21 protein-coding genes are annotated in these 21,867 nt (G+C 38.8%); 19 read left to right on the top strand and 2 right to left on the bottom strand.

Annotated elements, in window-relative coordinates; translation table 11 throughout:
* Nucleotides 1-135: 135 nt before the first annotated feature.
* The 17 genes from D3H64_RS05765 to rplS all read left to right on the top strand — a co-directional run bounded on the left by D3H64_RS05765 (nt 136) and on the right by rplS (nt 17,727).
* On the top strand, nt 136-1,158 hold the full coding sequence (locus tag D3H64_RS05765; RefSeq protein WP_121565323.1) for an ABC transporter ATP-binding protein: 1,023 nt from the start codon (nt 136-138) through the stop codon (nt 1,156-1,158).
* Complete coding sequence (locus D3H64_RS05760; protein WP_121565322.1) at nt 1,158-2,102, top strand: ATP-binding cassette domain-containing protein; 945 nt, start codon at nt 1,158-1,160, stop codon at nt 2,100-2,102. The genes D3H64_RS05765 and D3H64_RS05760 overlap by 1 nt, the downstream gene beginning before the upstream one ends.
* A gap of 1 nt (nt 2,103) precedes the next feature.
* A complete protein-coding gene (gene opp4B, locus D3H64_RS05755) occupies nt 2,104-3,066 on the top strand; it encodes an oligopeptide ABC transporter permease (protein ID WP_121565321.1) in 963 nt (320 codons plus the stop codon).
* Nucleotides 3,067-3,080: 14 nt separating this feature from the next.
* Nucleotides 3,081-4,031: an ABC transporter permease gene (locus tag D3H64_RS05750; RefSeq protein WP_121565320.1), complete on the top strand. Its 951-nt coding sequence runs from the start codon at nt 3,081-3,083 to the stop codon at nt 4,029-4,031.
* Between the two features lie 138 nt (nt 4,032-4,169).
* Entirely contained in the window at nt 4,170-4,883 is a 714-nt protein-coding gene (locus D3H64_RS05745) for a hypothetical protein (protein ID WP_121565319.1), read from the top strand.
* Nucleotides 4,884-5,214: 331 nt separating this feature from the next.
* Nucleotides 5,215-5,904 (top strand): ribonuclease III, encoded by a 690-nt coding sequence (gene rnc / locus D3H64_RS05740; RefSeq protein WP_305000259.1) that lies wholly within the window; start codon nt 5,215-5,217, stop codon nt 5,902-5,904.
* 3 nt (nt 5,905-5,907) lie between these two features.
* On the top strand, nt 5,908-9,474 hold the full coding sequence (smc, locus tag D3H64_RS05735; protein WP_121565317.1) for a chromosome segregation protein SMC: 3,567 nt from the start codon (nt 5,908-5,910) through the stop codon (nt 9,472-9,474).
* A 130-nt stretch (nt 9,475-9,604) separates the two neighbouring features.
* Nucleotides 9,605-10,495, top strand: coding sequence for a Cof-type HAD-IIB family hydrolase (locus D3H64_RS05730; RefSeq protein ID WP_121565316.1), 891 nt, complete (start codon nt 9,605-9,607; stop codon nt 10,493-10,495).
* A complete protein-coding gene (gene ftsY / locus D3H64_RS05725) occupies nt 10,482-11,492 on the top strand; it encodes a signal recognition particle-docking protein FtsY (RefSeq protein WP_121565315.1) in 1,011 nt (336 codons plus the stop codon). Before D3H64_RS05730 ends, ftsY begins: the two co-directional genes overlap by 14 nt.
* A gap of 371 nt (nt 11,493-11,863) precedes the next feature.
* Nucleotides 11,864-12,187: a YlxM family DNA-binding protein gene (ylxM, locus tag D3H64_RS05720; RefSeq protein ID WP_199700144.1), complete on the top strand. Its 324-nt coding sequence runs from the start codon at nt 11,864-11,866 to the stop codon at nt 12,185-12,187.
* Between the two features lie 23 nt (nt 12,188-12,210).
* Nucleotides 12,211-13,659, top strand: coding sequence for a signal recognition particle protein (gene ffh / locus D3H64_RS05715; protein ID WP_121565313.1), 1,449 nt, complete (start codon nt 12,211-12,213; stop codon nt 13,657-13,659).
* Between the two features lie 135 nt (nt 13,660-13,794).
* The gene (gene rpsP / locus D3H64_RS05710) at nt 13,795-14,064 is read left to right on the top strand and encodes a 30S ribosomal protein S16 (protein WP_121565312.1); all 270 of its coding nucleotides are present in this window, start codon (nt 13,795-13,797) and stop codon (nt 14,062-14,064) included.
* A 29-nt stretch (nt 14,065-14,093) separates the two neighbouring features.
* On the top strand, nt 14,094-14,342 hold the full coding sequence (locus D3H64_RS05705) for a KH domain-containing protein (RefSeq protein WP_121565311.1): 249 nt from the start codon (nt 14,094-14,096) through the stop codon (nt 14,340-14,342).
* Nucleotides 14,343-14,411: 69 nt separating this feature from the next.
* A complete protein-coding gene (gene rimM / locus D3H64_RS05700) occupies nt 14,412-14,906 on the top strand; it encodes a ribosome maturation factor RimM (protein WP_121565310.1) in 495 nt (164 codons plus the stop codon).
* A 2-nt stretch (nt 14,907-14,908) separates the two neighbouring features.
* Nucleotides 14,909-15,667, top strand: coding sequence for a tRNA (guanosine(37)-N1)-methyltransferase TrmD (gene trmD / locus D3H64_RS05695; protein WP_121565333.1), 759 nt, complete (start codon nt 14,909-14,911; stop codon nt 15,665-15,667).
* 321 nt (nt 15,668-15,988) lie between these two features.
* Nucleotides 15,989-17,221, top strand: a complete 1,233-nt coding sequence (locus D3H64_RS05690) for a glycosyltransferase family 4 protein (protein ID WP_121565309.1) — start codon at nt 15,989-15,991, stop codon at nt 17,219-17,221.
* Nucleotides 17,222-17,379: 158 nt separating this feature from the next.
* On the top strand, nt 17,380-17,727 hold the full coding sequence (gene rplS / locus D3H64_RS05685; RefSeq protein ID WP_121565308.1) for a 50S ribosomal protein L19: 348 nt from the start codon (nt 17,380-17,382) through the stop codon (nt 17,725-17,727).
* Between the two features lie 299 nt (nt 17,728-18,026).
* Here rplS and D3H64_RS05680 read toward each other — a convergent pair whose 3' ends face one another.
* Nucleotides 18,027-18,401 (bottom strand): hypothetical protein, encoded by a 375-nt coding sequence (locus D3H64_RS05680; RefSeq protein ID WP_121565307.1) that lies wholly within the window; start codon nt 18,399-18,401, stop codon nt 18,027-18,029.
* Between the two features lie 454 nt (nt 18,402-18,855).
* Here D3H64_RS05680 and D3H64_RS05675 point away from each other — a divergent pair, with 454 nt between their 5' ends.
* Both D3H64_RS05675 and D3H64_RS05670 read left to right on the top strand, forming a co-directional pair.
* Nucleotides 18,856-19,674: a Cof-type HAD-IIB family hydrolase gene (locus tag D3H64_RS05675; RefSeq protein ID WP_121565306.1), complete on the top strand. Its 819-nt coding sequence runs from the start codon at nt 18,856-18,858 to the stop codon at nt 19,672-19,674.
* Nucleotides 19,675-19,729: 55 nt separating this feature from the next.
* Nucleotides 19,730-20,698, top strand: coding sequence for an asparaginase (locus tag D3H64_RS05670; protein WP_121565305.1), 969 nt, complete (start codon nt 19,730-19,732; stop codon nt 20,696-20,698).
* A gap of 302 nt (nt 20,699-21,000) precedes the next feature.
* On the opposite strand, the gene D3H64_RS05665 is transcribed toward D3H64_RS05670, so the two are convergent.
* Nucleotides 21,001-21,837 carry a Cof-type HAD-IIB family hydrolase gene (locus D3H64_RS05665; RefSeq protein WP_121565304.1) on the bottom strand — a complete coding sequence of 279 codons (837 nt, stop codon included), beginning with the start codon at nt 21,835-21,837 and terminating at the stop codon, nt 21,001-21,003.
* Nucleotides 21,838-21,867 lie beyond the last annotated feature (30 nt).

Below are 21,867 nucleotides of genomic sequence, written 5' to 3'. Positions count from 1 at the left end.
TTTTTTTAATAGCTCTAATTTATTGTATGAGAATGAGAACGCTTACCATTAGAAAAATATTGAACTTTATTAGCATGTTAGATATAATAGAAGTCGTAACCTTAGCAAAAGTTTTATGACAAGGAGGAAGGTTTTATGGGTGAAGGAAAACCGCTGTTGGAAGTCATTGACTTGCATACCGCCTTCCGGATTCGGGATAGCTACTACGATGCTGTGGATGGTGTCTCATTTACTCTCCACAAGAACGAAAAGCTTGCTATCGTAGGGGAATCTGGATGTGGGAAGTCAACTTTGGCCACAACCATTATGGGACTTCACAACAAGAATAACACTCGGATTACGGGAGAAATCATCTATAAGGACACTAACCTGATTCAATTGAGTGAAGCACTCTATAATCGGGTTAGAGGTAATGATGTAGGAATGATCTTCCAAGATCCGTTGGCCTCTCTTAATCCACTGATGAATATCGGTGAACAGATTGAGGAAGGTTTGGTTTACCATACAGACATGGATGACAAGCAACGCAAGGCTCGAGTTATCGAGTTGCTAGAACAAGTGGGCTTGCCAGAACCCAAACGGGTAGCTAAACAATATCCGCATGAATTGTCTGGTGGGATGCGACAAAGGGTGTGTATTGCTATTGCTTTAGCATGTAAGCCACCTATTATTATCGCGGATGAACCGACTACTGCGCTAGACGTGACCATTCAAGCGCAAATCTTGGATTTGTTGAACGAAATCCAAGAAGAGACAGAATCTGGGATTATTTTAATCACTCACGATTTAGGTGTTGTAGCTGAAACTGCAGATCGAGTGGCTGTTATGTATGCAGGACAGTTTGTGGAAGTTGCTTCAGCTGAAGAATTATTTACTAACCCATTGCATCCATATACAAGATCCTTGCTCCGGTCTATTCCTCAAGGTGGGAAAGATGTATCGGATGAAGCTCCTGTAGATGAATTACATGTGATTCAAGGGACTGTACCAAGTTTGGTGAATCTTCCTGAAAAAGGTTGTCGTTTTGCTCCTCGGATTCCATGGATTCCAGATAGTGCCCATGAAGAAGATCCTGTGATGCACGAAGCAGCTCCAGGACACTATGTCCGTTGTTCATGTTACAAACATTTCTACTTCGAAGGGGAGGAGGAAGCCTAATGGGATTTATTGAAGTTAAAGATCTTAAAGTGCATTTCCCTATTCGTAGTGGATTTTGGAATCGGATCACAGATTGGGTCTACGCTGTTGATGGTGTAGATATGGAAATTGAACAAGGTAAAACTTATGGGCTTGTTGGTGAATCTGGATCAGGGAAGTCTACAATTGGTCGTACCATTATTGGTCTGGAAAAAGCTACAGCTGGTCATATTTATTTTAATGGGGAAGAGATCACTAATAAGCGCTTGAGTTCGATTCCTGAATTTAACCGTTCAGTGCAAATGATCTTCCAAGATTCCTTGTCAAGTTTTAACCCTAAAAAACGTATTATCGATATTATTGCGGAGCCTATCCGTAATTTCGATCATCTTTCTCCTAGTGAAGAAAAGAAACGGGTTATTGAATTATTGGAAATTATCGGTTTGAATGAAGAAGCTCTATATAAATACCCTCATGAGTTCTCTGGTGGTCAACGGCAACGTATTGGGGTCGCCCGTTCGATTGCTTCAAATCCAAAATTAATTATCGCTGATGAACCTGTATCGGCCTTAGACTTGTCTGTACAAGCACAAGTTTTGAATTACATGAAGCGTATTCAAGACGAGTTCAACTTGTCCTATATCTTTATTTCTCACGACTTAGGTGTTGTGAAACATATGTGTGACTATTTACATATTATGTATCACGGCCGTTTTGTAGAAAAAGGAACCCGTAAAGATATCTATACGAACCCTCAACATATTTACACCAAGCGTTTGCTTTCGGCTATTCCGGTTATTGATCCAATTAATCGTGATAAACATAAGCTTGAACGTAAACAAACCGAAGCACTCTACCAAGAAAAGCAAAATGCCTATTATGATGAAAAAGGTCGCGTATTCGATATGACACAATTGACAAATACGCATTATGCTGCCTTGGATCCTAAGGGAGGTGCACACTAGTATGTGGAAAACAATTTTGCGTCGGGTTCTTTTGATGATCCCACAAATTATTATTTTAAGTGTCTTGGTCTTTGCTTTAGCTAAAGCCATGCCAGGGGACCCATTTACTGGGATGATTACGCCTCAAACACCTCCAGAAGCTCTGGAAGCCTTGAGGGAACGGGCTGGCTTGAACGACCCACTACCTGTTCAGTATTTCCGTTGGGTTGGGAATGCCTTAAAAGGTGACTTTGGTATCTCATATACTTACCAACGTGCCGTGACAACTCAAATAGGGCAACGTTTGCCAAATACAATTTGGTTATCTTTGATGACCTTGATCTTGACCTATTTGATCTCATTGCCACTGGGCTTACTCGCTGGTCGATACCAAAATAGCTGGATTGATAAAATTATCGTTATCTATACTTTCTTAACCTATTCTATTCCATTGTTCGTGTTCGCCTTGCTCCTTTTATGGCTCTTTGGATATACTTTGCAATGGTTCCCAACTCGGGGTTCAGCAGCAGGGGGGTTAACACCTGGGACAACAGCCTTCTTCTTTAGTCGACTCTACCACATCATTTTGCCATCCTTTACAATGGCACTCTTGTCTACTACAGGTACTGTTCAGTATCTTCGTACGGGGATTATTGATGCTAAGAGTCAAGATTATGTCCGGACAGCTCGGTCAAAAGGGGTACCAGAAAAAGTTGTTTACAACAAACACATTTTCCGTAATGCCTTATTACCAATCGTTTCTTTCATCGGTTACGATATCACTGGTTTGATTGCTGGGTCTGTCTTCATTGAACAAATCTTTTCATACTCTGGTATGGGGAACTTGTTCGTGCAAGCCATCCAATCTCGTGACTACTCTGTTATAACAGCTTTAGTATTGCTATTTGGTATTGCTACCTTGTTTGGTACTCTTATCTCAGATATTGCCATGAGTATTGTTGACCCACGTATCCGGATTCAATAGAAGGGAGGATCATCATGTCAGATAAAACAAAAGCTGTTAAAAGTGGAGAAACGACTGAAGCAAAATCCTCTGTCCCTGTTGGAGATGGAAAACAACCAAAATCGGCTACTGTAGGGATTCAAGTCCTCTTCCGAGAATTTATTAAGGATCCTGTAGCGATGGGAGCGGCGATTATCTTGCTCTCTATCATTTTGGGAGTGTTTATCGGAGCTTTCTTCATCGATCAAAAACAATTGATGAGTATTGATGTTTTGAGCCGCTACCTTGGTTATGGGGAAGAAGGGCATATTTTTGGGACTGATGAAGGTGGACGTGACGTCTTTGGGCAATTGATTATTGGGACTCGGAATTCCTTATTTATCGGTTTCTCTATCACTATCATCACCTCGATCATTGGGATTGTATATGGGTTGATTTCCGGCTATTTTGGTGGAATCACAGATGTCATCATGATGCGTATCGTTGACTTTTTCATGATTTTACCAACAACCATGATCATTATCGTTTTGGTCGTTATCATCCCTAAATATAACGCCCTTTCCTTCGTCTTGATCATGTCCTGCTTTAACTGGGTAGGTAAAGCACGTCTGATGCGAAGTCGGGTATTGACTGAAGCCGCTTTGGATTATGTTGCTGCCTCTAAGACGCTTGGAACGAGTGATTTGAAGATTATGTTTGATGGCGTATTGCCTAATATCAGTTCCTTGATTATCGTTAACTTAACGCTTTCCTTTGCAGGGAACGTTGGTATCGAAACAGGTTTGTCCTACCTTGGTTTTGGGTTACCACCTAATGTCCCAAGTTTAGGGACTTTGATCGGTTATGCGACAACTGCTGACTTGATTGAAAACAAACATTGGGTATGGTTACCTGCAGCTCTACTTATCCTAGTGATCATGTTGTGCATTAACTACATTGGTCAAGCTATGCAACGTGTAGCTGATGCTCGTCAACGTATCGGATAATATTTTTGTTAATAAGTTCAAAAGACCCTAAGCTGTTTCATTAGCTTAGGGTTTTTCTTTATAAAAATTATTTTTAAATGAGTAAGCGACAAGACCTATGCTATAATAATAGGGCAAAAATGGAAATTGGGTGATCAAATGAGCGTACAGGAATGGATTAGGGCGGAAAAATTTTATAATGGGTATTTTTCAACCTGTTTAATGATAATAGGCATTATTGTTTTGCTGGCCATGATTTTTGGCTTATATGGTGAAAAGAAGGGAAAGCTACGTCAACTTGCCCTTGTTCTTGTCAGTCTAGGCCTTTTGATGAGCGGGGGAGTTAGTTATTATTATTTCCGTTATCTGCCTTATCTCAAGCAAGCAGCTTACGTGACACCGCAAATGAGAAGTCATGAGTACAAAAATGGAGCATTTCGCCCATATGATCCTTCTTTAATGATGACTTATCGTTTGTCTTACAATATGAATAATTTAAAGCATTTAAATTTTTATGAGGCCAAAGCAACTCATGAAAAATTAGAAGTATTAGGTTATAACGAAGGCTATTATTATTTCAAATATGGACAAATTGTCTGCCGTATGCCTAAATTTCGTGTGAGTTTAGTAGAAGACGATCAAGTTGCTGAAGTGCTTGGACAGCGATTCGTTTTAAATAGGCTCGATTATAAGCAATTGTATTTTTTTAATCCAGCACAAGCTTTTGCTGAAGACGTTCATGTTCCGAAACGCTTTTATTCTATTCGGCCTAACTTGGACTTTAATGCAAAGTATTATCGACTGGAGTATTTGATGAAAGACAAGTGGTTGTTTGAAGGATTTCCTTACACTGAAAAATCAGCAACTATGTAAGCTAGAGATTTTTTGTGCGATCAAATGATGAGGCCCTTTTTCCGCTTCTTTTCAGTTAAATGGTTCATTTTACACTTGTGCATCTTTTCTAGTGGATAGGCTTTAATTCTTTTTTACTAGAGCTTGACTAGCTAAGATTGATTGATCAAGTGGCTTTTTCTTCAGGCATTTCCTTCAGCCTATTTTAGGAATAGAGGAAAAGAACTTTGATGAAATGATCAAGGTTCTTTTTTTTGTATCAGACGCCTGCTAGGCCTAAGGATCTCTTAAAAACATGACAGTTACAAGGAAATGACGTATAATGAAGAAAGGTATAGAAAGGAGCGAGCATATGGCGATAATTGATGTCATCGCAGAAGAAATTGGCTATCGATTTAAGGATGAAGCTTTGTTAGAACAAGCTTTTAGTCATACGTCTTACATTAATGAAAGGCGCGGGACGCATATTGATAGCTATGAACGATTGGAATTTTTAGGAGATGCTATTTTAGAATATGTGGTATCTAAGTATCTTTATAAGGAATATCCACAAGAACCTGAAGGGAAATTGACTAGAATTCGGGCGGCCTTGGTTTGCGAAACAAGCTTAGCTTATTTAGCCCGTTTGTGGCATTTTGATGACTTAATGTATTTGGGTAAAGGGGAAGAAGCATCTGGTGGAAGGAAAAGGCCTAGTATTCTTTGCGATATTTTTGAAGCCTTTATCGGAGCTTTTGTCTTGGATGCAGGTATAGAGCCTGTCATCCCTTTTATTGAAGAACAAATAGTCACATTACGTGATCAAAGTGACATAAGATTATTGGATTATAAGACTTTACTGCAAGAAGAACTGCAAACACATGGAAAGGTCTTGATTCAATATCATTTACTAAAAGAGTCTGGCCCTTCTCACAAAAAAACTTTTGAAGTAGAAGTGTCTTGTGATGGAAAAAATTTGGGTCAAGGGCAAGGGGCTAGTAAAAAAGAAGCTGAGCAAGAAGCTGCTCGTTTGGCTTTAAAAAGAATGGGAAAGATGGAGTAAGTCATGAAACTAGAACGTATTATAATGAGTGGCTTTAAATCTTTTGCCAACAAGACGATTGTCGAATTGACAGATGGTGTAACAGCAGTAGTAGGGCCGAATGGATCAGGTAAGTCTAATCTAGCTGAAGCCATTAAATGGGTTCTGGGGGAACAATCCGCTAAGTCTCTTAGAGGGAAACGGATGGATGATTTAATTTTTTCAGGCTCCGATAGCAAGAAGGCCGTTAATTTCTGTGAAGTGAGCCTGGTTTTTAATAATGAAGATCGTCATCTTGCTATTGATGCGAATGAAGTAGTGATTACAAGACGTTATCATCGGACAGGAGAGTCACAAGTCTATATCAATCAACAAGCGGTTCGTTTGAAAGATGTGACTTTATTATTAATGGATTCTGGGATGGGGAAAGATTCTTTCTCGATGATTTCTCAAGGGAAGGTTGAAGAAATTTTCAACAACCGTCCTGAACAAAGACGGGATATTATTGAAGAAGTAGCCGGGGTTTTAACTTATAAGAATCAAAAGGCGGAAGCTGAAAGAAAATTAACCCGTACAGAAGATCATCTGAGTCGATTAAAAGATATTTTATTTGAGATATCAGGCCAATTAGAACCTCTCGAACGGCAAAGTCAAAAAGCCATTCAGTATAAGGAGTTGGACAAAGAATTAAGAGACTTGTCTATTCGCCTTTTAGCTAGTGAATTAAAAAGGATTAAGGGGCAACAAGAAAGCTTAAATAAAGAGCAAGATCTACGCAGGTCGACCTATCAAGAATTGCAACGAGCGCATGAGACTAAAAGCCAATCCTTAAGCCTGGCTAATGCTGACTTGGAAGAAAGACATGACAGAATTAACAGCTTGAAGCATAGCTATGTCCAATTTGTGGAAAATAAGACTAAACAGGCTGGAGAATACGACTTGTTAACTGAACGCTTAAAACATGCGGAATCAAGCGGTGCTGATCAACGCAAGCAACTCCAGAAGGTACAGCTGAACATCAAAAATCTGCTGCAAGAAAAAAATAGCTTAGAAGAGAGTCAAGCCTTGCATCAAGCTAAAGCTAAACTTTTACAAAAGGAAGGGCAGGACTTAGCAAAGGACTTGCATAACTTTAGCCAAGGTCAAGAGGAAGAGTTAAATCGCTTAAAAAATGATTATTTTGATCTTCTTCAAGAAAAAGCTCGTTTAGAGCAAGCTGTTCGCCAATTCGAAGATGGGAAAGATCAACGAGAAGCCACTTTAAAGCGTAAGGAACAAGAGTTAAAAGAATTAGAAGCGCAATTAAAGCTCATTAAAGACAAACAGGCAACTAGTCAAGAAGCCTTAAAAGTAAAAGAAGCCGATCTTAAAGAATTAGAAGACTTGATTAAGGATCAAAAAGCAAAGCATGAAACTCTTCAAGATAAGTATCAAAAAATAGACGAAGCTTTTCAAAAAGCTGATCGGGAACTCAACGGCCTAAAGACTAGATATGATTCTTTATCAGCCATGGCCAAAGAACATGCAGGCTACTATGGAGGGGTCAAATATTTATTACAACACAAGGCTGAAATTCCAGGCTTAATTGGGGCTGTTGCTGAATTAATTCGTTTGAAGCCAGAGCATGAATTAGCGATTTCTACTGCTTTAGGCGCTAGTGCGCAATATCTGGTAACAGAGACGGAAAAAGCAGCAAAACTCGGCATCAAACGTTTGAAAACAGATGGAAAGGGCAGAGCAACTTTTCTCCCTTTACCGAATTTAAGCGAAAGAAGTTTAGCTTATGGGCAAGTTGAAGCCGCAAAACAGGTCGATGGCTTTATAGGTGTCGCTATAGACTTAGTCACTTGTGATCCAAAAATTAAGAAAGCTGTTAGCCAAAGTTTAGCCAATGTAATCGTTGCTAGAGATTTGGAGGCGGCTTCTTCGATTTCTGCTAGTCTACACCGTAAAGTGCGAGTAGTGACCTTAGAAGGGGATGTGTTTAATGCAGGAGGATCTCTTTCTGGGGGGCAACAACAAGCAAAAGGGGCAAATTTAATTAGCCGGCAAAGCGAATTAGAGCAATTGCATGAACGCATCGGTCGAATGGAGAAAGATGTAAAAGATTTAGCGGATAAAAAAGCTAAATGGGCAAAAGAAGTGGATGAGCTACGCTCTTTGGCATCAAATGATTTAAAACGATCACAAGCTATTCAATTAGAATTATCTCGATTAACAGCTGATTTAGATTACCAAACAGACAGTTTAAGAGAACAAGAAAAACAACTGCAGGTTAGACGATATGAATGGCAAATGGCTCAAGAAGACGAATCGGTTGATCAATCTCGATATGTAGAAAAAGGGCGCAATCTTGAACAAGTTATTGAAAAAATAAGGGCTAATAAAGAACGAATGAGGGTCTTGGAAATTTCAGATGAGGAACGCCAAGATCAGATTAAAATTTTGGAAGAAGCACTTAAAAGTAATCAAACCGATTATGCTGTTGTGATGGAACAATTGAAGCATGAGAAAAAGCAACTGGCTGATAAGAAAGAAGCACTAGAGAATGAACAAGTGCTTGAAAAGGAATTGCTTCAAGGGGAAAGTCTATCGAAAGAAGAAGAAGCCAAACTGAAGTCTAGGCAAGAAGAATTGAAAGTTTTGCTGAAGCAAAGCGATCTTGATCGGGACAGCTATGAAAAAGATATGGCTAAAGAAGAGCTAGCCTATGAAAAAGCTCAAAAGCAGTTGGCAGCACTGTCGAAAGCCGAACGTCAACTCTATCAAGAAATGGAAGCTGTTCAATTAGAAATTGCCGAAAAAGAAAAAGAGGAGGCTCGTTACGATCTTCAGATGGATCAAATGTTAACCCAATTAACTGAGGAATTCCGCATGAGCTTTGAAAAGGCAGTCCAATATGGTGAATTGGAAATAGCTATTCCAGAAGCCAAGCGACTAGTAAAGAGCCTTCGCTCACGGATTCAACAATTAGGTCCCATTAATATGGAGTCCATTGACGAGTATGAATTAACAAAAAATCGTTTTGATGACTTGACTCAGCAAAAGCAAGACGTTGAAGAGGCAAAGTCAGATTTAGAAGCGACGATGAAAGAATTAGACCAAGAAGTTAGAGAACGATTTAAAGACACTTTCTTTAAGGTTAAAGACGCTTTTGAAGCGACTTTCCCACGTCTTTTCGGGGGAGGTAGAGCAAGTTTAGAACTCACAGAACCGGGAGACTATCTAACTACAGGAGTAGACATTATTGCTCAACCGCCTGGGAAAAAACTTCAATCGCTCTCCTTACTATCAGGTGGAGAAAGAGCTTTAACGGCAATTGCCTTACTTTTTGCGATTTTACAGGTAAAACCAGTGCCTTTCTGTTTGCTTGACGAAGTGGAGGCGGCTCTTGATGATGCCAATGTTTCTCGTTATGGCCATTATCTCAAGAGTTTTACCCCTGCTACTCAATTTATGGTGATTACCCACCGAAAAGGGACGATGGAGGAAGCAGATGTCTTATATGGTGTTACTATGCAAGATTCTGGAGTATCTGCTATTGCATCTGTTAAGTTAGAAGACGTGAATGAGGCGGATTTAACAGCATAGTTAATGGTTTTTCACGAGTCCTTATTAAAAAGGATCTTTGACATAAAATAAAGATCAGGGAAATGAATGAATTGGAAGCTTTATGAAAGTCTTGTATGAAAAAGCAGATAAGTAAAAAGGGGAATAAGGGATGGAAGAAAAGAAACAGCTCAAATTATCGCAAGAAGAGCTGGATAAAGAATTGGCTTTAGTTGAGCTTATCGCCATCGATCTTGATGGAACTTTGCTCAATGGGAAAAAAGAAGTGACAGATGCCAATAAAAAAGCTATTTTAATGGCAAAAGAAGAGGGTATTCATATAGTTATTTGCAGTGGCCGTCCTTTACAAGGGGTGACGACCCTTCTAGAAGAACTAGAATTAATGGAGGATAAAGATTTAGTTATTACCTATAATGGTGGCTTGATCCAAGAAACCGTTAGTGGCCGTGTGTGGTCAAGACAGGGGCTATCCTATGATGAAGTAGCTGAATTAATTGATTTAGCAGAAAAAATTGAATTACCTTTAGTTGTTTTAGACGAAGAAAATGGTTACCAATTCGATACAGCAAAAGGGAAGAAGTCGGACTATCTTCAAATGATGCCTGTCTTCGATTACGAAGTGAAGGAATTGAAGGATTTTAGAAGGGATCATCATTTTTGTAAAGCTTTATTAGCTTATGAATTAGATGAATTAGATCAGGCTATTGCAAAAATTCCCGCCGAGATGAAAGAAAAATATAATATGTTTAAGTCTCGGCAAAGCTTATTCGAAATGGTGCCTAAAACGGTAGATAAGGGACAAGCTTTGAGAAACTTATCACGCTTATTGGATATGCCTTTATCTAAGATGATGGCGATCGGCGATCAAAGCAATGATTTGCCGATGCTTAGGGTATGTGGATTTCCTGTTGCTATGGCTAATGGGATCAGTGAAGTGAAAGCTGTTGCTAAATTAACGACAGGAGATAATGAACATTCTGGAGTTGCCCAAGTTATCCAACAAGTGATAGGAGCTAGGAGGAAAAAAGATGGGATTATTTGACCGTATTAAACGAGCTTTTACTGGGGGAGAAGTTGATACGCCAGAAATAGCTCTTCAAGAAGAGAAAAAGCTTCAGTTGAAGGCTTATGATCAAGGTATGGAGAAGACCAGACAAAGCTTTTCAAGTAAAATTAATGCCTTAATGGCAGATTTTCGGGCTGTGGATGAAGAGTTTTTTGAGGATTTAGAAGAATGCTTTATTTCAGCTGATGTTGGCTTTGATATGACTTTAGCTGTAACTGATGCGGTACGTGAACGGGTGAAATTAGCTAATGCGAGACGACCTGAAGAAGTGAAAGATGTTATCGTCAAAACATTGGTGGATATTTATGAACATCAAGAGACTGCTCCAGAAGCGATGAAGATGAATCCTGATGGACCAAGTGTTTTTCTCTTTGTTGGGGTTAATGGGGTAGGTAAGACGACTACGATTGGGAAATTAGCTCGCTACTATCAAAATCAAGGTCTATCGGTGATACTAGCTGCAGCCGATACTTTCCGTGCAGGTGCTATTGAACAATTAGAAGAATGGGGACGTCGAGCTAATGTACCAGTTGTTAGCGGTAAAGCCGGTGGAGATCCCGCTTCTGTTGTCTTTGATGCTCTAGATAGGGCGGAAAAAGAAAAGATCGATATTGTCTTAGTTGACACAGCAGGTCGCTTACAAACTAAAGTAAACCTAATGAAAGAGTTAGAAAAAATCAACCGTATTATTGAACGAAAAACCAAAGGGCCAGCTCAAGAAGTTCTTTTAGTTTTAGATGCAACAACTGGGCAAAATGCTTTGATTCAAGCCAAACAATTCCAAGAATCTGTGCCAATTACTGGGATGATTTTAACTAAGTTGGACGGAACTGCCAAGGGGGGCGTTGTTTTAGCTGTTCGTCAAGATATGGATATTCCAGTAAAATTTGTGGGTCTAGGGGAAAAAATTGAAGATTTACGTGTCTTTGACCCTGAATATTACATCTTAGGATTAATTAAAGATCTTTTGTAAGGGATAAATATACTTTCTACAGTAGCCTTATGGTGTTTCAAAGCTGACATAGTGAAGAAAAGATAAAGTGTAAAAGCTGAAGGCAGGATCTTCAGCTTTTTTATCAAGAATAGAGGCCAGAGAAGGATAGCTTTATATCAGTTTTTTTTAGGAAGGGATCTTGCTATTTTCTAGATCTTAAAGAGGAAGAGAAATAGCCAACATGATTTGAGTGTTGATGGTCAATCTAACTTCCTAGATCTTAAAGAGGAAGAGAAATAGCCTAGATAATTGGATAAGCTTGGCTATTTCCAGCAACTATTCAAATTTGTTATAATAAAAGGGTATAAACTGCTTTAAGGCTCTAAATGGCTAGGAATTGAGGAAGACTGATGCTGGAAAAAACCAAGACCATGAATCGCTTGCTAGATAGCTATGGAAAATTGCTAACGGACAAGCAATTGGCTTATATGCTTGATTATTATGAAGAAGACTTTTCTCTTGGAGAGATTGCAGAAAATTATAGCGTATCTCGTCAGGCGGTTTATGATGCAATAAAAAAAGCTGAGCAACTCTTAACTCACTATGAAGAAGTAGTCGGTTTTTTAGAGTTGGAAGCCCGTAAACAAGAAGCTATAAAAAAATTAAGAAGCTATCAAGAAGAAAACTATCCAAAAGATCTAGAACTTGCTACTCTTATTGATGCTTTAGGGTAATTATCATATTAAAGGAGATTATTATGGCCTTTGAAGGATTAAGTGAAAGACTACAGAATGCGGTATCTACAGTTGGAAAAAAGGGAAAATTAACGGAAGCAGATCTAAAACAAATGATGCGGGAAGTTCGTTTAGCTCTTTTAGAAGCTGACGTCAACTACCAAGTTGTAAAAAAATTCGTTAAACAAGTTAATGAACGAGCGATTGGCTCTGATGTCCTACAAGCATTATCTCCAACTCAACAAGTCGTTAAGATTGTTAATGAAGAGTTGACCGAATTGATGGGGGGACAACAAGTTGATTTAAATTTCTCTACTAAACCCCCAACGATTGTTATGATGGTCGGCTTGCAAGGGGCAGGTAAAACGACTACAGCTGGGAAAATTGCTGCCTTGGTGAACAAAGAACGTCATATGCGGCCACTTTTGATTGCGGCAGACGTTTACCGACCAGCTGCAGTTGACCAATTGAAAACGATTGGGCAACAATTAGGCTTTCCTGTCTATGAGGAAGGGACTTCTGCTAAGCCAGTAGATATTGTTCGACGAGGCTTGGAAAAAGCTGCAATGGATGGAAGAGATTTTGTCCTAATTGATACAGCAGGCCGTTTACATGTCGACCAAGTCTTAATGGACGAATTAAAGGATATTAAGGCTCTTGCTCAACCAGATGATATTCTCTTAACGGTTGATGCCATGACAGGGCAAGATGCTGTTAATGTCGCACAAGCCTTTAACGATCAATTAGGCATTACTGGTTTGGTGTTGACTAAATTAGATGGCGATACTCGTGGTGGGGCAGCCTTATCTATGCGTTCTATTACAGGGCAAGCCATTAAATTCATAGGGTCAGGGGAAAAATTGACGGATTTGGAACGCTTCCACCCCGATCGAATGGCCAATCGTATTTTAGGGATGGGGGATATGATGACCCTCATCGAAAAAGCTCAACAAGACTTTGACCAAGCTGAGGCTGAAAAGATGGCAGAAAGGATCAAAGAAAACACCTTTGATTTCGATGACTTTTTGGCACAGATGGATCAAATGGCTAATATGGGGCCTTTAGAAGATTTAATTAAACTCATTCCAGGAATGAATAAGCTCCCAGGGATTAATGATGTGAAAATGGATCCGAAAGATATGGCGCATATGCGGGCTATTGTCCTTTCCATGACCAAAGAAGAACGTAGTAACCCTGATATGATTAGTCAAAGTCGTCGAAAAAGGATTGCCAAGGGGTCAGCACGACCTCTAATGGAAGTTAATCGATTGATCAAGCAATTTAACCAATCCAAACAAATGATGAACCAAATGGCGAATGGTAACATGTCCGGTATGGAAAAACTCATGTCAGGCATGGGCGGTATGGGGGGAGGCAATGGCCTCTTCAAAGGCGATAAGTTAGCCCAACTAGCTATGAAACGCTATGCCCGTAAGGTTAAGAAATTAAAAAAGAAGCGCCACAAAAAGTAAGTGGAAAGATTGAGTAAAAGAGAATTTGGAAAAATCTTGAGAAAAAATAGCCTGTAAGGAAAAAAAGCTTTACACCTCTACTTTAATTTGATATAGTAGCAAAGTAATTAAAAATATTCTTGGAGGAATACCAATATGTCAGTAAAAATTCGTTTAAAACGCATGGGTTCTAAAAAATCCCCATTCTATCGTGTTGTTGTAGCAGATTCTCGTTCTCCTCGTGACGGACGTATCATTGAAAAAGTTGGGACTTATAACCCACTTGTTCAACCAGAAGCTGTTGTCTTGGATGAAGAAAAAGTTTTATCTTGGTTAGCTAACGGGGCTCAGCCATCTGATACAGTTCGTAACATCCTTTCTCGTCAAGGGATTATGAAGAAATTCCACGAATCTAAACAAAAATAAGCGATTGAAATAGATAAAGGGTGAGCATTATGCCAGATGTGGAAGAACTAATCTTAACGATTGTCAAGCCACTCGTTGAACATCAAGACGATGTGGAATTAAAGAGCCTTCCTGGTGGACGCTATACAGAATACGAATTATCAGTACATCCCGATGATATTGGTCGGGTGATTGGTAAAAAAGGACGCGTCGCACGTGCTATCCGTACTATTGTTTATAGTGTTCGGGCTAAGGATGGCAAGAAAGTACGTTTAACCATTTTGGATCCGAATGAGTAATGCGAAGGAGTCGAGGCGATCTGTCTCGACTTTTTTACAATCTAAAAGTTAAGGTAAGGAGGGAAATGAATGAACCGGCTGAAGCTTGGGACAATTGTTAATACTCAAGGATTGAAGGGTGAAGTCCGAGTGAAATCTGTGACCGATCAACCTGATCAGCGCTATAAGGTGGGGCAAACTGTTTATGTAGGCAATTTGCCATTAGTGATTCGGTCTTATCGGCAACACAAAAATCTTATTATAATTGCCTTTCAAGAATATCCGACAATTAATGAAGTAGAAGGCTTTAAAGGGCAAGATATATTTGTAGATATTTCTGATGAGCAAGTAGATGAAGATGAGGGACTTTATTATCATCAAATCATTGGTTTATCTGTCGAAACGACATCAGGTGACCTTGTGGGGAAAATTACTGCTATCGAATCTCCGGGAGCAAATGATATTTGGATGGTTAAAGGGGAGAAGAAAAGCTATGCCATTCCAGCTATCAAAGAGGTTATCCGTGAAATAAAACTCCAGGAAGGGAAAGTCATTATTGAAGTTATGGAAGGATTGTTGGATTAATGATGAAGATTGATGTCATTACCCTATTTCCAGAGATGATCGAAGGGGGCTTAGGCTCTTCTTTAATTCACCGTGCAGAAGAAGCTGGACTAGTTCAAATTCGCCCACGTAACTTCCGTCAATTTGCGGTTAATAAACATGGTCATGTAGATGATTATCCCTATGGTGGAGGAGCAGGAATGTTACTGCGGGTAGAGCCTTTAGTTAAAGCTATTGAAGAAGCTAAAGCAGATGCTAGAGGCAGTAAATCTTTGACTATTTTGATGGATCCAGCTGGAGAAAAGTTCGATCAAGCTATGGCCATTGATTTTTCCACTTATGACCAATTAATTTTTGTTTGTGGTCATTATGAAGGCTATGATGAACGTATAAAACCCTATGTCGATAAGGAAGTCTCTATTGGGGATGTGGTTTTAACTGGTGGGGAATTGCCAGCTATGGTGATGATCGATGCCACTGTACGTTTATTGGATGATGTATTAGGGAATGCTGATTCTACTGTAGATGAATCTCATATGGGAGGCTTGTTAGAATATCCTCAATATACAAGGCCGAAAGAGTTCAGAGGGGAAAAAGTACCGGATGTGCTTCTAAGTGGTCACCATGAAAATATTGCCAAATGGCGGCATCAGCAGTCTTTGTTAAAAACAGCCAAGAAGCGCCCTGACCTCTTAGCTAGTTATCCCTTAACGGAAGAAGATCTAGCCTTTTTAGCTGACCACGCTATCTATTTAGCTGATCAAGCTCATTCTAAGGATTGATTAAAAAGCAAAATCAGTTTTTATTCTTTAAAAAGACTTTATTGAAGAAGATTCTTTTTAAGGGGGAGTGAAGACTTGCATAAATAGGGGCTCTCGTATCGACAGCGATCAGTTTAATCATTTACTTCGAATTGAAGCCGTAATTGGCTGAAAAGTTTAGTTCTAAATTCTGCTTAAGATATCATTGGCTACAAAATCTGTCCAATTGTTGCTGCAGTAAAGAGAAAGGCTAGGTATTTTTCGCTTAGTAGAGCGCGTTCTTTTTAGAGCGACCTTTCTTTTGACAAAAAAAGTAAAGGCTTACTTTAGGAGGGGGATAACTTGAAAATTTTACATGTTATAGCGCAATTACCAATGAAAACTGGCTCAGGTGTCTATGCAAGTAACTTAATCGAAGGTTTAGAGGAAAAAGGATATGAAAATGCGGTCATTTATGGAATACAAGACCCATTTAAGGCTGAATTTAGTGAAGCTATTCAAAAGTATCCAGTGAAATTTCTAACGGAGGAATTGCCTTTTCCTATTGTTGGAATGAGTGATGATATGCCCTATACTGCCAGTCGATATAAGGATTTAAAGGATGATCGATTTTTTAGTTGGAAAAGGGCTTTTTTAGGCCAATTGGAACGAGCCAAAAAAGATTTTTGCCCAGATCTTGTTATCAGTCATCATTTATGGTGTTTAACTCGATTGGTGAAGGATGTTTTTTTTGATCGTCCGGTAATAGGGATTTGCCATGCAACAGATCTTCGTCAAGCGCAAAATAATCCACTTCTAAAAAAAGCCTACGCGAATGATTTTAGTGACCTCAGTCAGGTAATCGCTCTTAGTCAAAAGAACATTCCTTTAATAGGGAAAACTTTTGGAGTGGATCCTTCTAAAATTCGTATTATTCCAGGAGGATTTGATCAGTTGCTATTTTATGAAGCTAAGGATGAGGTGGAAAGAGAAGAGATTAAGATCTTTTATGGGGGCAAAATTTCCCATGCTAAGGGCGTTTTTGAACTAGCGGCCGCCTTTAAACAGATCAGCCAAGTTTTTGAAAAGGCGCATTTATATATTGTAGGGAATTGTAGTCAAGAAGAGGAAGATGAATTATATCAATTAGCGGGCCAAACAGATAGGATCCATTTTGCCCCAGCAGTTGAGCAAAAAAAATTTGCAGCTTATTTAAGAGAAATGGATATTTTTGCCCTAGCTAGTTATTATGAAGGAGTGCCATTAGTGGCTATTGAAGCTTTAGCTTGTGGAACTCGTGTAGTTGTATCAGCTATAGCTGGATTGATAGAAACTTTAGAGGATGATATTAATGATTCGTCTCTTATCGAATATGTAGATTTGCCAAGGATGATCGGCGTAGATGTGCCGCATCCAGAAGATATAGATGATTATATAGACCGACTAGCGCTTGCTTTAAGTCGTCAAATTATTCGCATTCAAGAAAAGGAAGTTGTTCCAAAGAAGGTCAAAGAAGCAGTAGAGGGACATTCTTTCGGACGAACCGTAAATGCTTTTAGTGATCTTATACAAGGGCTTAATTTGGAAACTAGATAATAAGTGTATGGTGAACAGGGAAAAATTAGAAATAAAGGAAAAAAGCTTTACAGATGATCTTTTCTATGATAATCTAGTTCAGTAAGTCATAAATGACTACATAAAACGCTATTCCGCTGTGAATGAGACAAGAATAGTTGTTGGAAGGAGAAACAAATATGAGTAAATTGATCGAAGAATTGACACAAAGCCAATTGCGTAGCGACATTCCTGCATTTCGTCCAGGGGATACTGTTCGTGTCCATGTAAAGGTTGTCGAAGGTTCTCGCGAACGTATTCAGTTATTTGAAGGTGTTGTGATCAAACGCCGTGGGGCTGGCATCAGCGAAACTTACACTGTTCGTAAAGTTTCTAATGGTGTTGGTGTTGAACGTACTTTCCCATTGCACACTCCTCGTGTAGCTAAATTGGAAGTTGTTCGTCAAGGTCGTGTACGTCGTGCTAAATTGTACTACTTGCGTGAACGTCACGGTAAATCTGCCCGTATTCGCGAAATCCGTCGTTAATGAAAGAAAAGCCTCCGCTGTGAAGTGGAGGTTTTTTGAATTATTATAAGCTAAATTCCCCCAAATTTATCCAATGCTCAAATGGTGGATAAATTTTGGGGGAATTTAGCTTAGTAGAAGCCTCACTAAGCACATTTTATAAATAAAAAGAGAGATAAGCACTAAAAGCCTGAGCATCTCTCTAAAAATAATATGAATAACTTTATCTAGGTTAAAAATAGCTAAAGAATCCTGACAGGAAATATCAAGTGTGTTTAGCAGTAAATGGAGCACGAAAGGCAAGTCCTATAGCAAGTGTTTTATATGTCATTTAGAATTTCTTGGAAGAGTTCTTTTACTTTCCCTTCTTCTTGAGCTTCTTCTAAAGCATCAATGGTAGCGGGATCTAAGTGAACAAGATTAGCTAAATCGCCATTAGGGAGAAGGGCAACAACAGCTTCACCATCTTGGCTTCCTTGGAAAGATCGTTCGGCATTGCCATAATGATCTTTAAATAAAGCAAGTAATTCTTTAGCCCAATGTTCACGTTTAGGGAGATAGGAACGAGCGTCTTCTTGAGAAAAGAGATAATTTTCAATGTTGATATAACGGCCACCATCGGCATATTCTTTAATAGGATATTTCTTTACTAGTTCCTCGATAGCTTCTGGTGTCATGCCATAACTATTGGACAATCACAACACCTCCTAGTTTTTTTGGCAGTACTATTCCATTTTATCATACCAATTGCCAAGTGTCAGTTTTAAATGATGAAAAAAGTTTATGAAAGCCCTTTATGATAAGGTTTTTATAAGCAATTAATGGATAAAGAAGGAATTATTGGGATTTTTAAAGAATTAAATTTTAGGAAAGAGGACTGATGGAGTGCCAGCTATAAGAGGAGATAAGCTAAACTTTTTACGGAATAAGATGAATCGCTTTCTATAAATCGCTAGATTATTGTGGTTATATAGTCTCTTTTTTTATAGGATAATGTTTAATTCAGATGATTTCTTTTCATCAGATAGTAAGTTAGTTAATTCTTTATTTTCTAGTGATATTCTCATGGATAACTTAACAAGAAAGGCTTTTCATTTTTTTAGACTTGTGGTTTACTTAGAGATGAAAAGACTTGAAGGGATGAAGTAAATGATTAAACTGATCGCTGTCGATATGGATGGGACTTTTTTAGACGAAAAAAGCCAATATAACCGACAAAGGTTCTATAAAATATATAATAAATTAAAAGATAAAGGCATACGATTTGTTGTTGCGAGTGGCAATCAATATGAACAAATCATTTCGTTTTTTAAAGAGATAGAAGATGACTTAATAATTGTTTCTGAAAATGGGGCACTAGTGAGGAATAAACAGACCAAGTTTTATCATGCAGCCATGCCTCCTGAACACTATCAATTTATTGTAGATTGGTGTCAAGGCTTTGATGATGTTGAGGCGGTGGTGAACGCTTTGCATGCATCGTATGTAGAAGAAGGCTATTCCAAGGAAGCAAAAGAATTTGCAGCAACCTATGCTTATAATCTTAAAGAAGTTACTTCTCTTTCAGCAATTGATGATACGATTTTTAAAGCCTGCTGTCATGTGCCTATAGAGCATTTAAAAGACTATATAGATGATTTTAATCGTAGAGCTCCTCAAGGATTGATTGCGGTGAAAAGTGGTCATGCTGATATGGACATGATGATCAAAGGGGTTAATAAGGCGACGGGATTGGCTCATCTGCTCAGTTTGTATGGGATTAGAGCTAATGAGTTGATGACTTTTGGTAATTCGCATAATGATCTAGAAATGATTCAATTGGCTCAATATGGATTTGCTATGGCAGATGCAGATCCTGAAGTAGTCGACGCTGCAGATTACCTTGCTCCCTCCCATTGTAAAGAAGGAGTTTTAGAAGTTTTGGATGCCTATTTAGAGACAGGAAATATAGAACGCTTTGCCAAATAATGTTTATAGGAAATAAATCTTTTGAAAATAAAGATAAAAAAAGGGGCGTAACAAAATGGCTAAGATTTTGATTATTAATACAGGTGGCACAATATCGATGAGTGCAGATCAAACGACGGGTAAGGTCGCACCGACTGATAAAAACGCCTTGGACTCTAAGACAAGTATCTTTCAACAGTATGCTGATGTAACGGTTTCGGATATCATGCAACTACCGTCACCTTTTATGACTGGAGAAAGGATGCTAGAATTAAGGGACTATATCCTTAGCCAGTATGAGCAGTATGATGGAATTGTGATCACTCATGGAACAGATACGCTTGAAGAAACAGCTTATTTCTTGGAATTGACCTTAGACTTACCTATTCCTGTTGTTGTGACTGGAGCAATGAGATCTATTAATGAAATGGGCTCAGACGGTTTAGCCAATCTTAGAAGTGCTATTTTTGCTGCTTCAGCTAAGGAATCTCGTGGTAAGGGAGTCCTTGTCGTCATGAATGAAGAAATCCATTCTGCTACCTATGTAACCAAGACCCACACAACTAATTTAGCTACCTTTAAGACACCAACGTTCGGCCCTTTAGGTTTAATATCAAAGAATCAAGTCATTTATTTCCAAGAACTTTTACGTTCAGAACATTACAGTGTAACGAGTCTGGATAAGAAAGTAGCTTTGGTTAAGGCCTACGCTGGGATGGAAAAGGATATTTTAGAAGCTATTCTTCATAATGATTACGCGGGAGTGGTGATAGAAGGCTTAGGGGCAGGTAATCTTCCACCCGCTGTTGTGCCAACTTTAGAAGAATTGCTGAAGAAGATACCTGTGATTATGGTATCGAGAGCCTTTAATGGGGTTACTGAAGATGTTTATGACTATTATGGTGGAGGTAAGCAACTTCATCAAATGGGTGTTATCTATACTTTAGGTCTATCGGGTATTAAGGCGAGGATTAAGTTAATGATTTTGCTAAATGCCAAAGAAAAAGTCGATGTCAAGGAAGCTTTCCGTCATGAGGTAGGGTAGATCAATAGCTAGTAGTTAAGGCAAACGATATTTAGGTCTATTGTGAGATAAAGAGAGAGCATGTTTTTTTAAGGTATCACAGGCTCTTATCTTTAGTGTGTTGGTATAGAGAAAAGTTAAATTTTCCCAAAACAATTGATGGTCTAGGAAGTTAGGATTACCGTGTAAGAATTATATAGAAAGTGAAGAAGCAAGATTTCCTTTAAAGTAGAAAATCTTGCTTCTTTTAAATGAATAGCTTCTTAATGAGTAGATGACATCAAGGCTGGCTATTTTTTTGGTCAGGGACTTTATCCAATTTTTTAATTGAGACAGAAGTCTAAATCGTTTAATTTGAAGTAATCGATGAGATATAAGGCGAGTCCATCTTCATCGTTACTATAAAGAGTGACATCGTCTGCTAGCTCTTTCAATGAATCAATAGCATTAGCCATTGCAACACCTCGTCCAGCCAGTTGTAGCATTTCTCTGTCGTTATCTTCATCCCCAAAAGCTAAGCTATAGCATGGATCGATATCATAGTACTCGGTGAGATGTTTGAGGGCTAAACCTTTTGTTACCCCCTTTGATACCATTTCTAGGCAAGGCATAACCCCACCCCAAGTTCTGACATCGACATCTCTTCCATAGAGGCTTAAAAGTTTGTCTCTAGTAGTGGCTTGATCTTCATCCTTTGTAAAAATGGTGACAGCAGTTGGATTAGCTTTTAAAGCCTTATCGGTCAAGATAATGGGTGGGTGTTTTTCCATGTTAGGGAAATACTCATTTTGAGGGAGATCCAAACTCGTAGAAAAAATATGGTCTTTTTCTTCTACAATGATTAAGCTACTTTTGAGTTCTTTCCTCCTTCTAGAAGTATCTAAGGCGATAAAACGATCTAAACCAATATGGTAGCTACCCTTCCAATTTGGATGATTAGGGTAGTGGCACAAAGCTCCGTTAAAATTAACCAAGGGCTGATCAATAGCAATAGTTTCATAGATGTGTTTAGCTGAACGATAGGGACGACCAGTAACGATAACAATGATATGGCCTAGTTGGTCTAAGTAACGTAAGACGTTAATTGTTAATTGGGAAACAGTGGAATCATTTGCCAAGGTTGTCCCGTCTAGATCAAGAGTAATTAAATGTCTCTGCATAGTTTTCTCCATTATTCTATTGGTTATTTA

The sequence above is a fragment of the Atopobacter sp. AH10 genome (assembly GCF_003664595.1).
Lineage (GTDB): Bacteria > Bacillota > Bacilli > Lactobacillales > Aerococcaceae > Atopobacter.
Note: the sequence above shows the minus strand (reverse complement) of the source record. Positions and strands in the feature narration are given on the sequence as shown.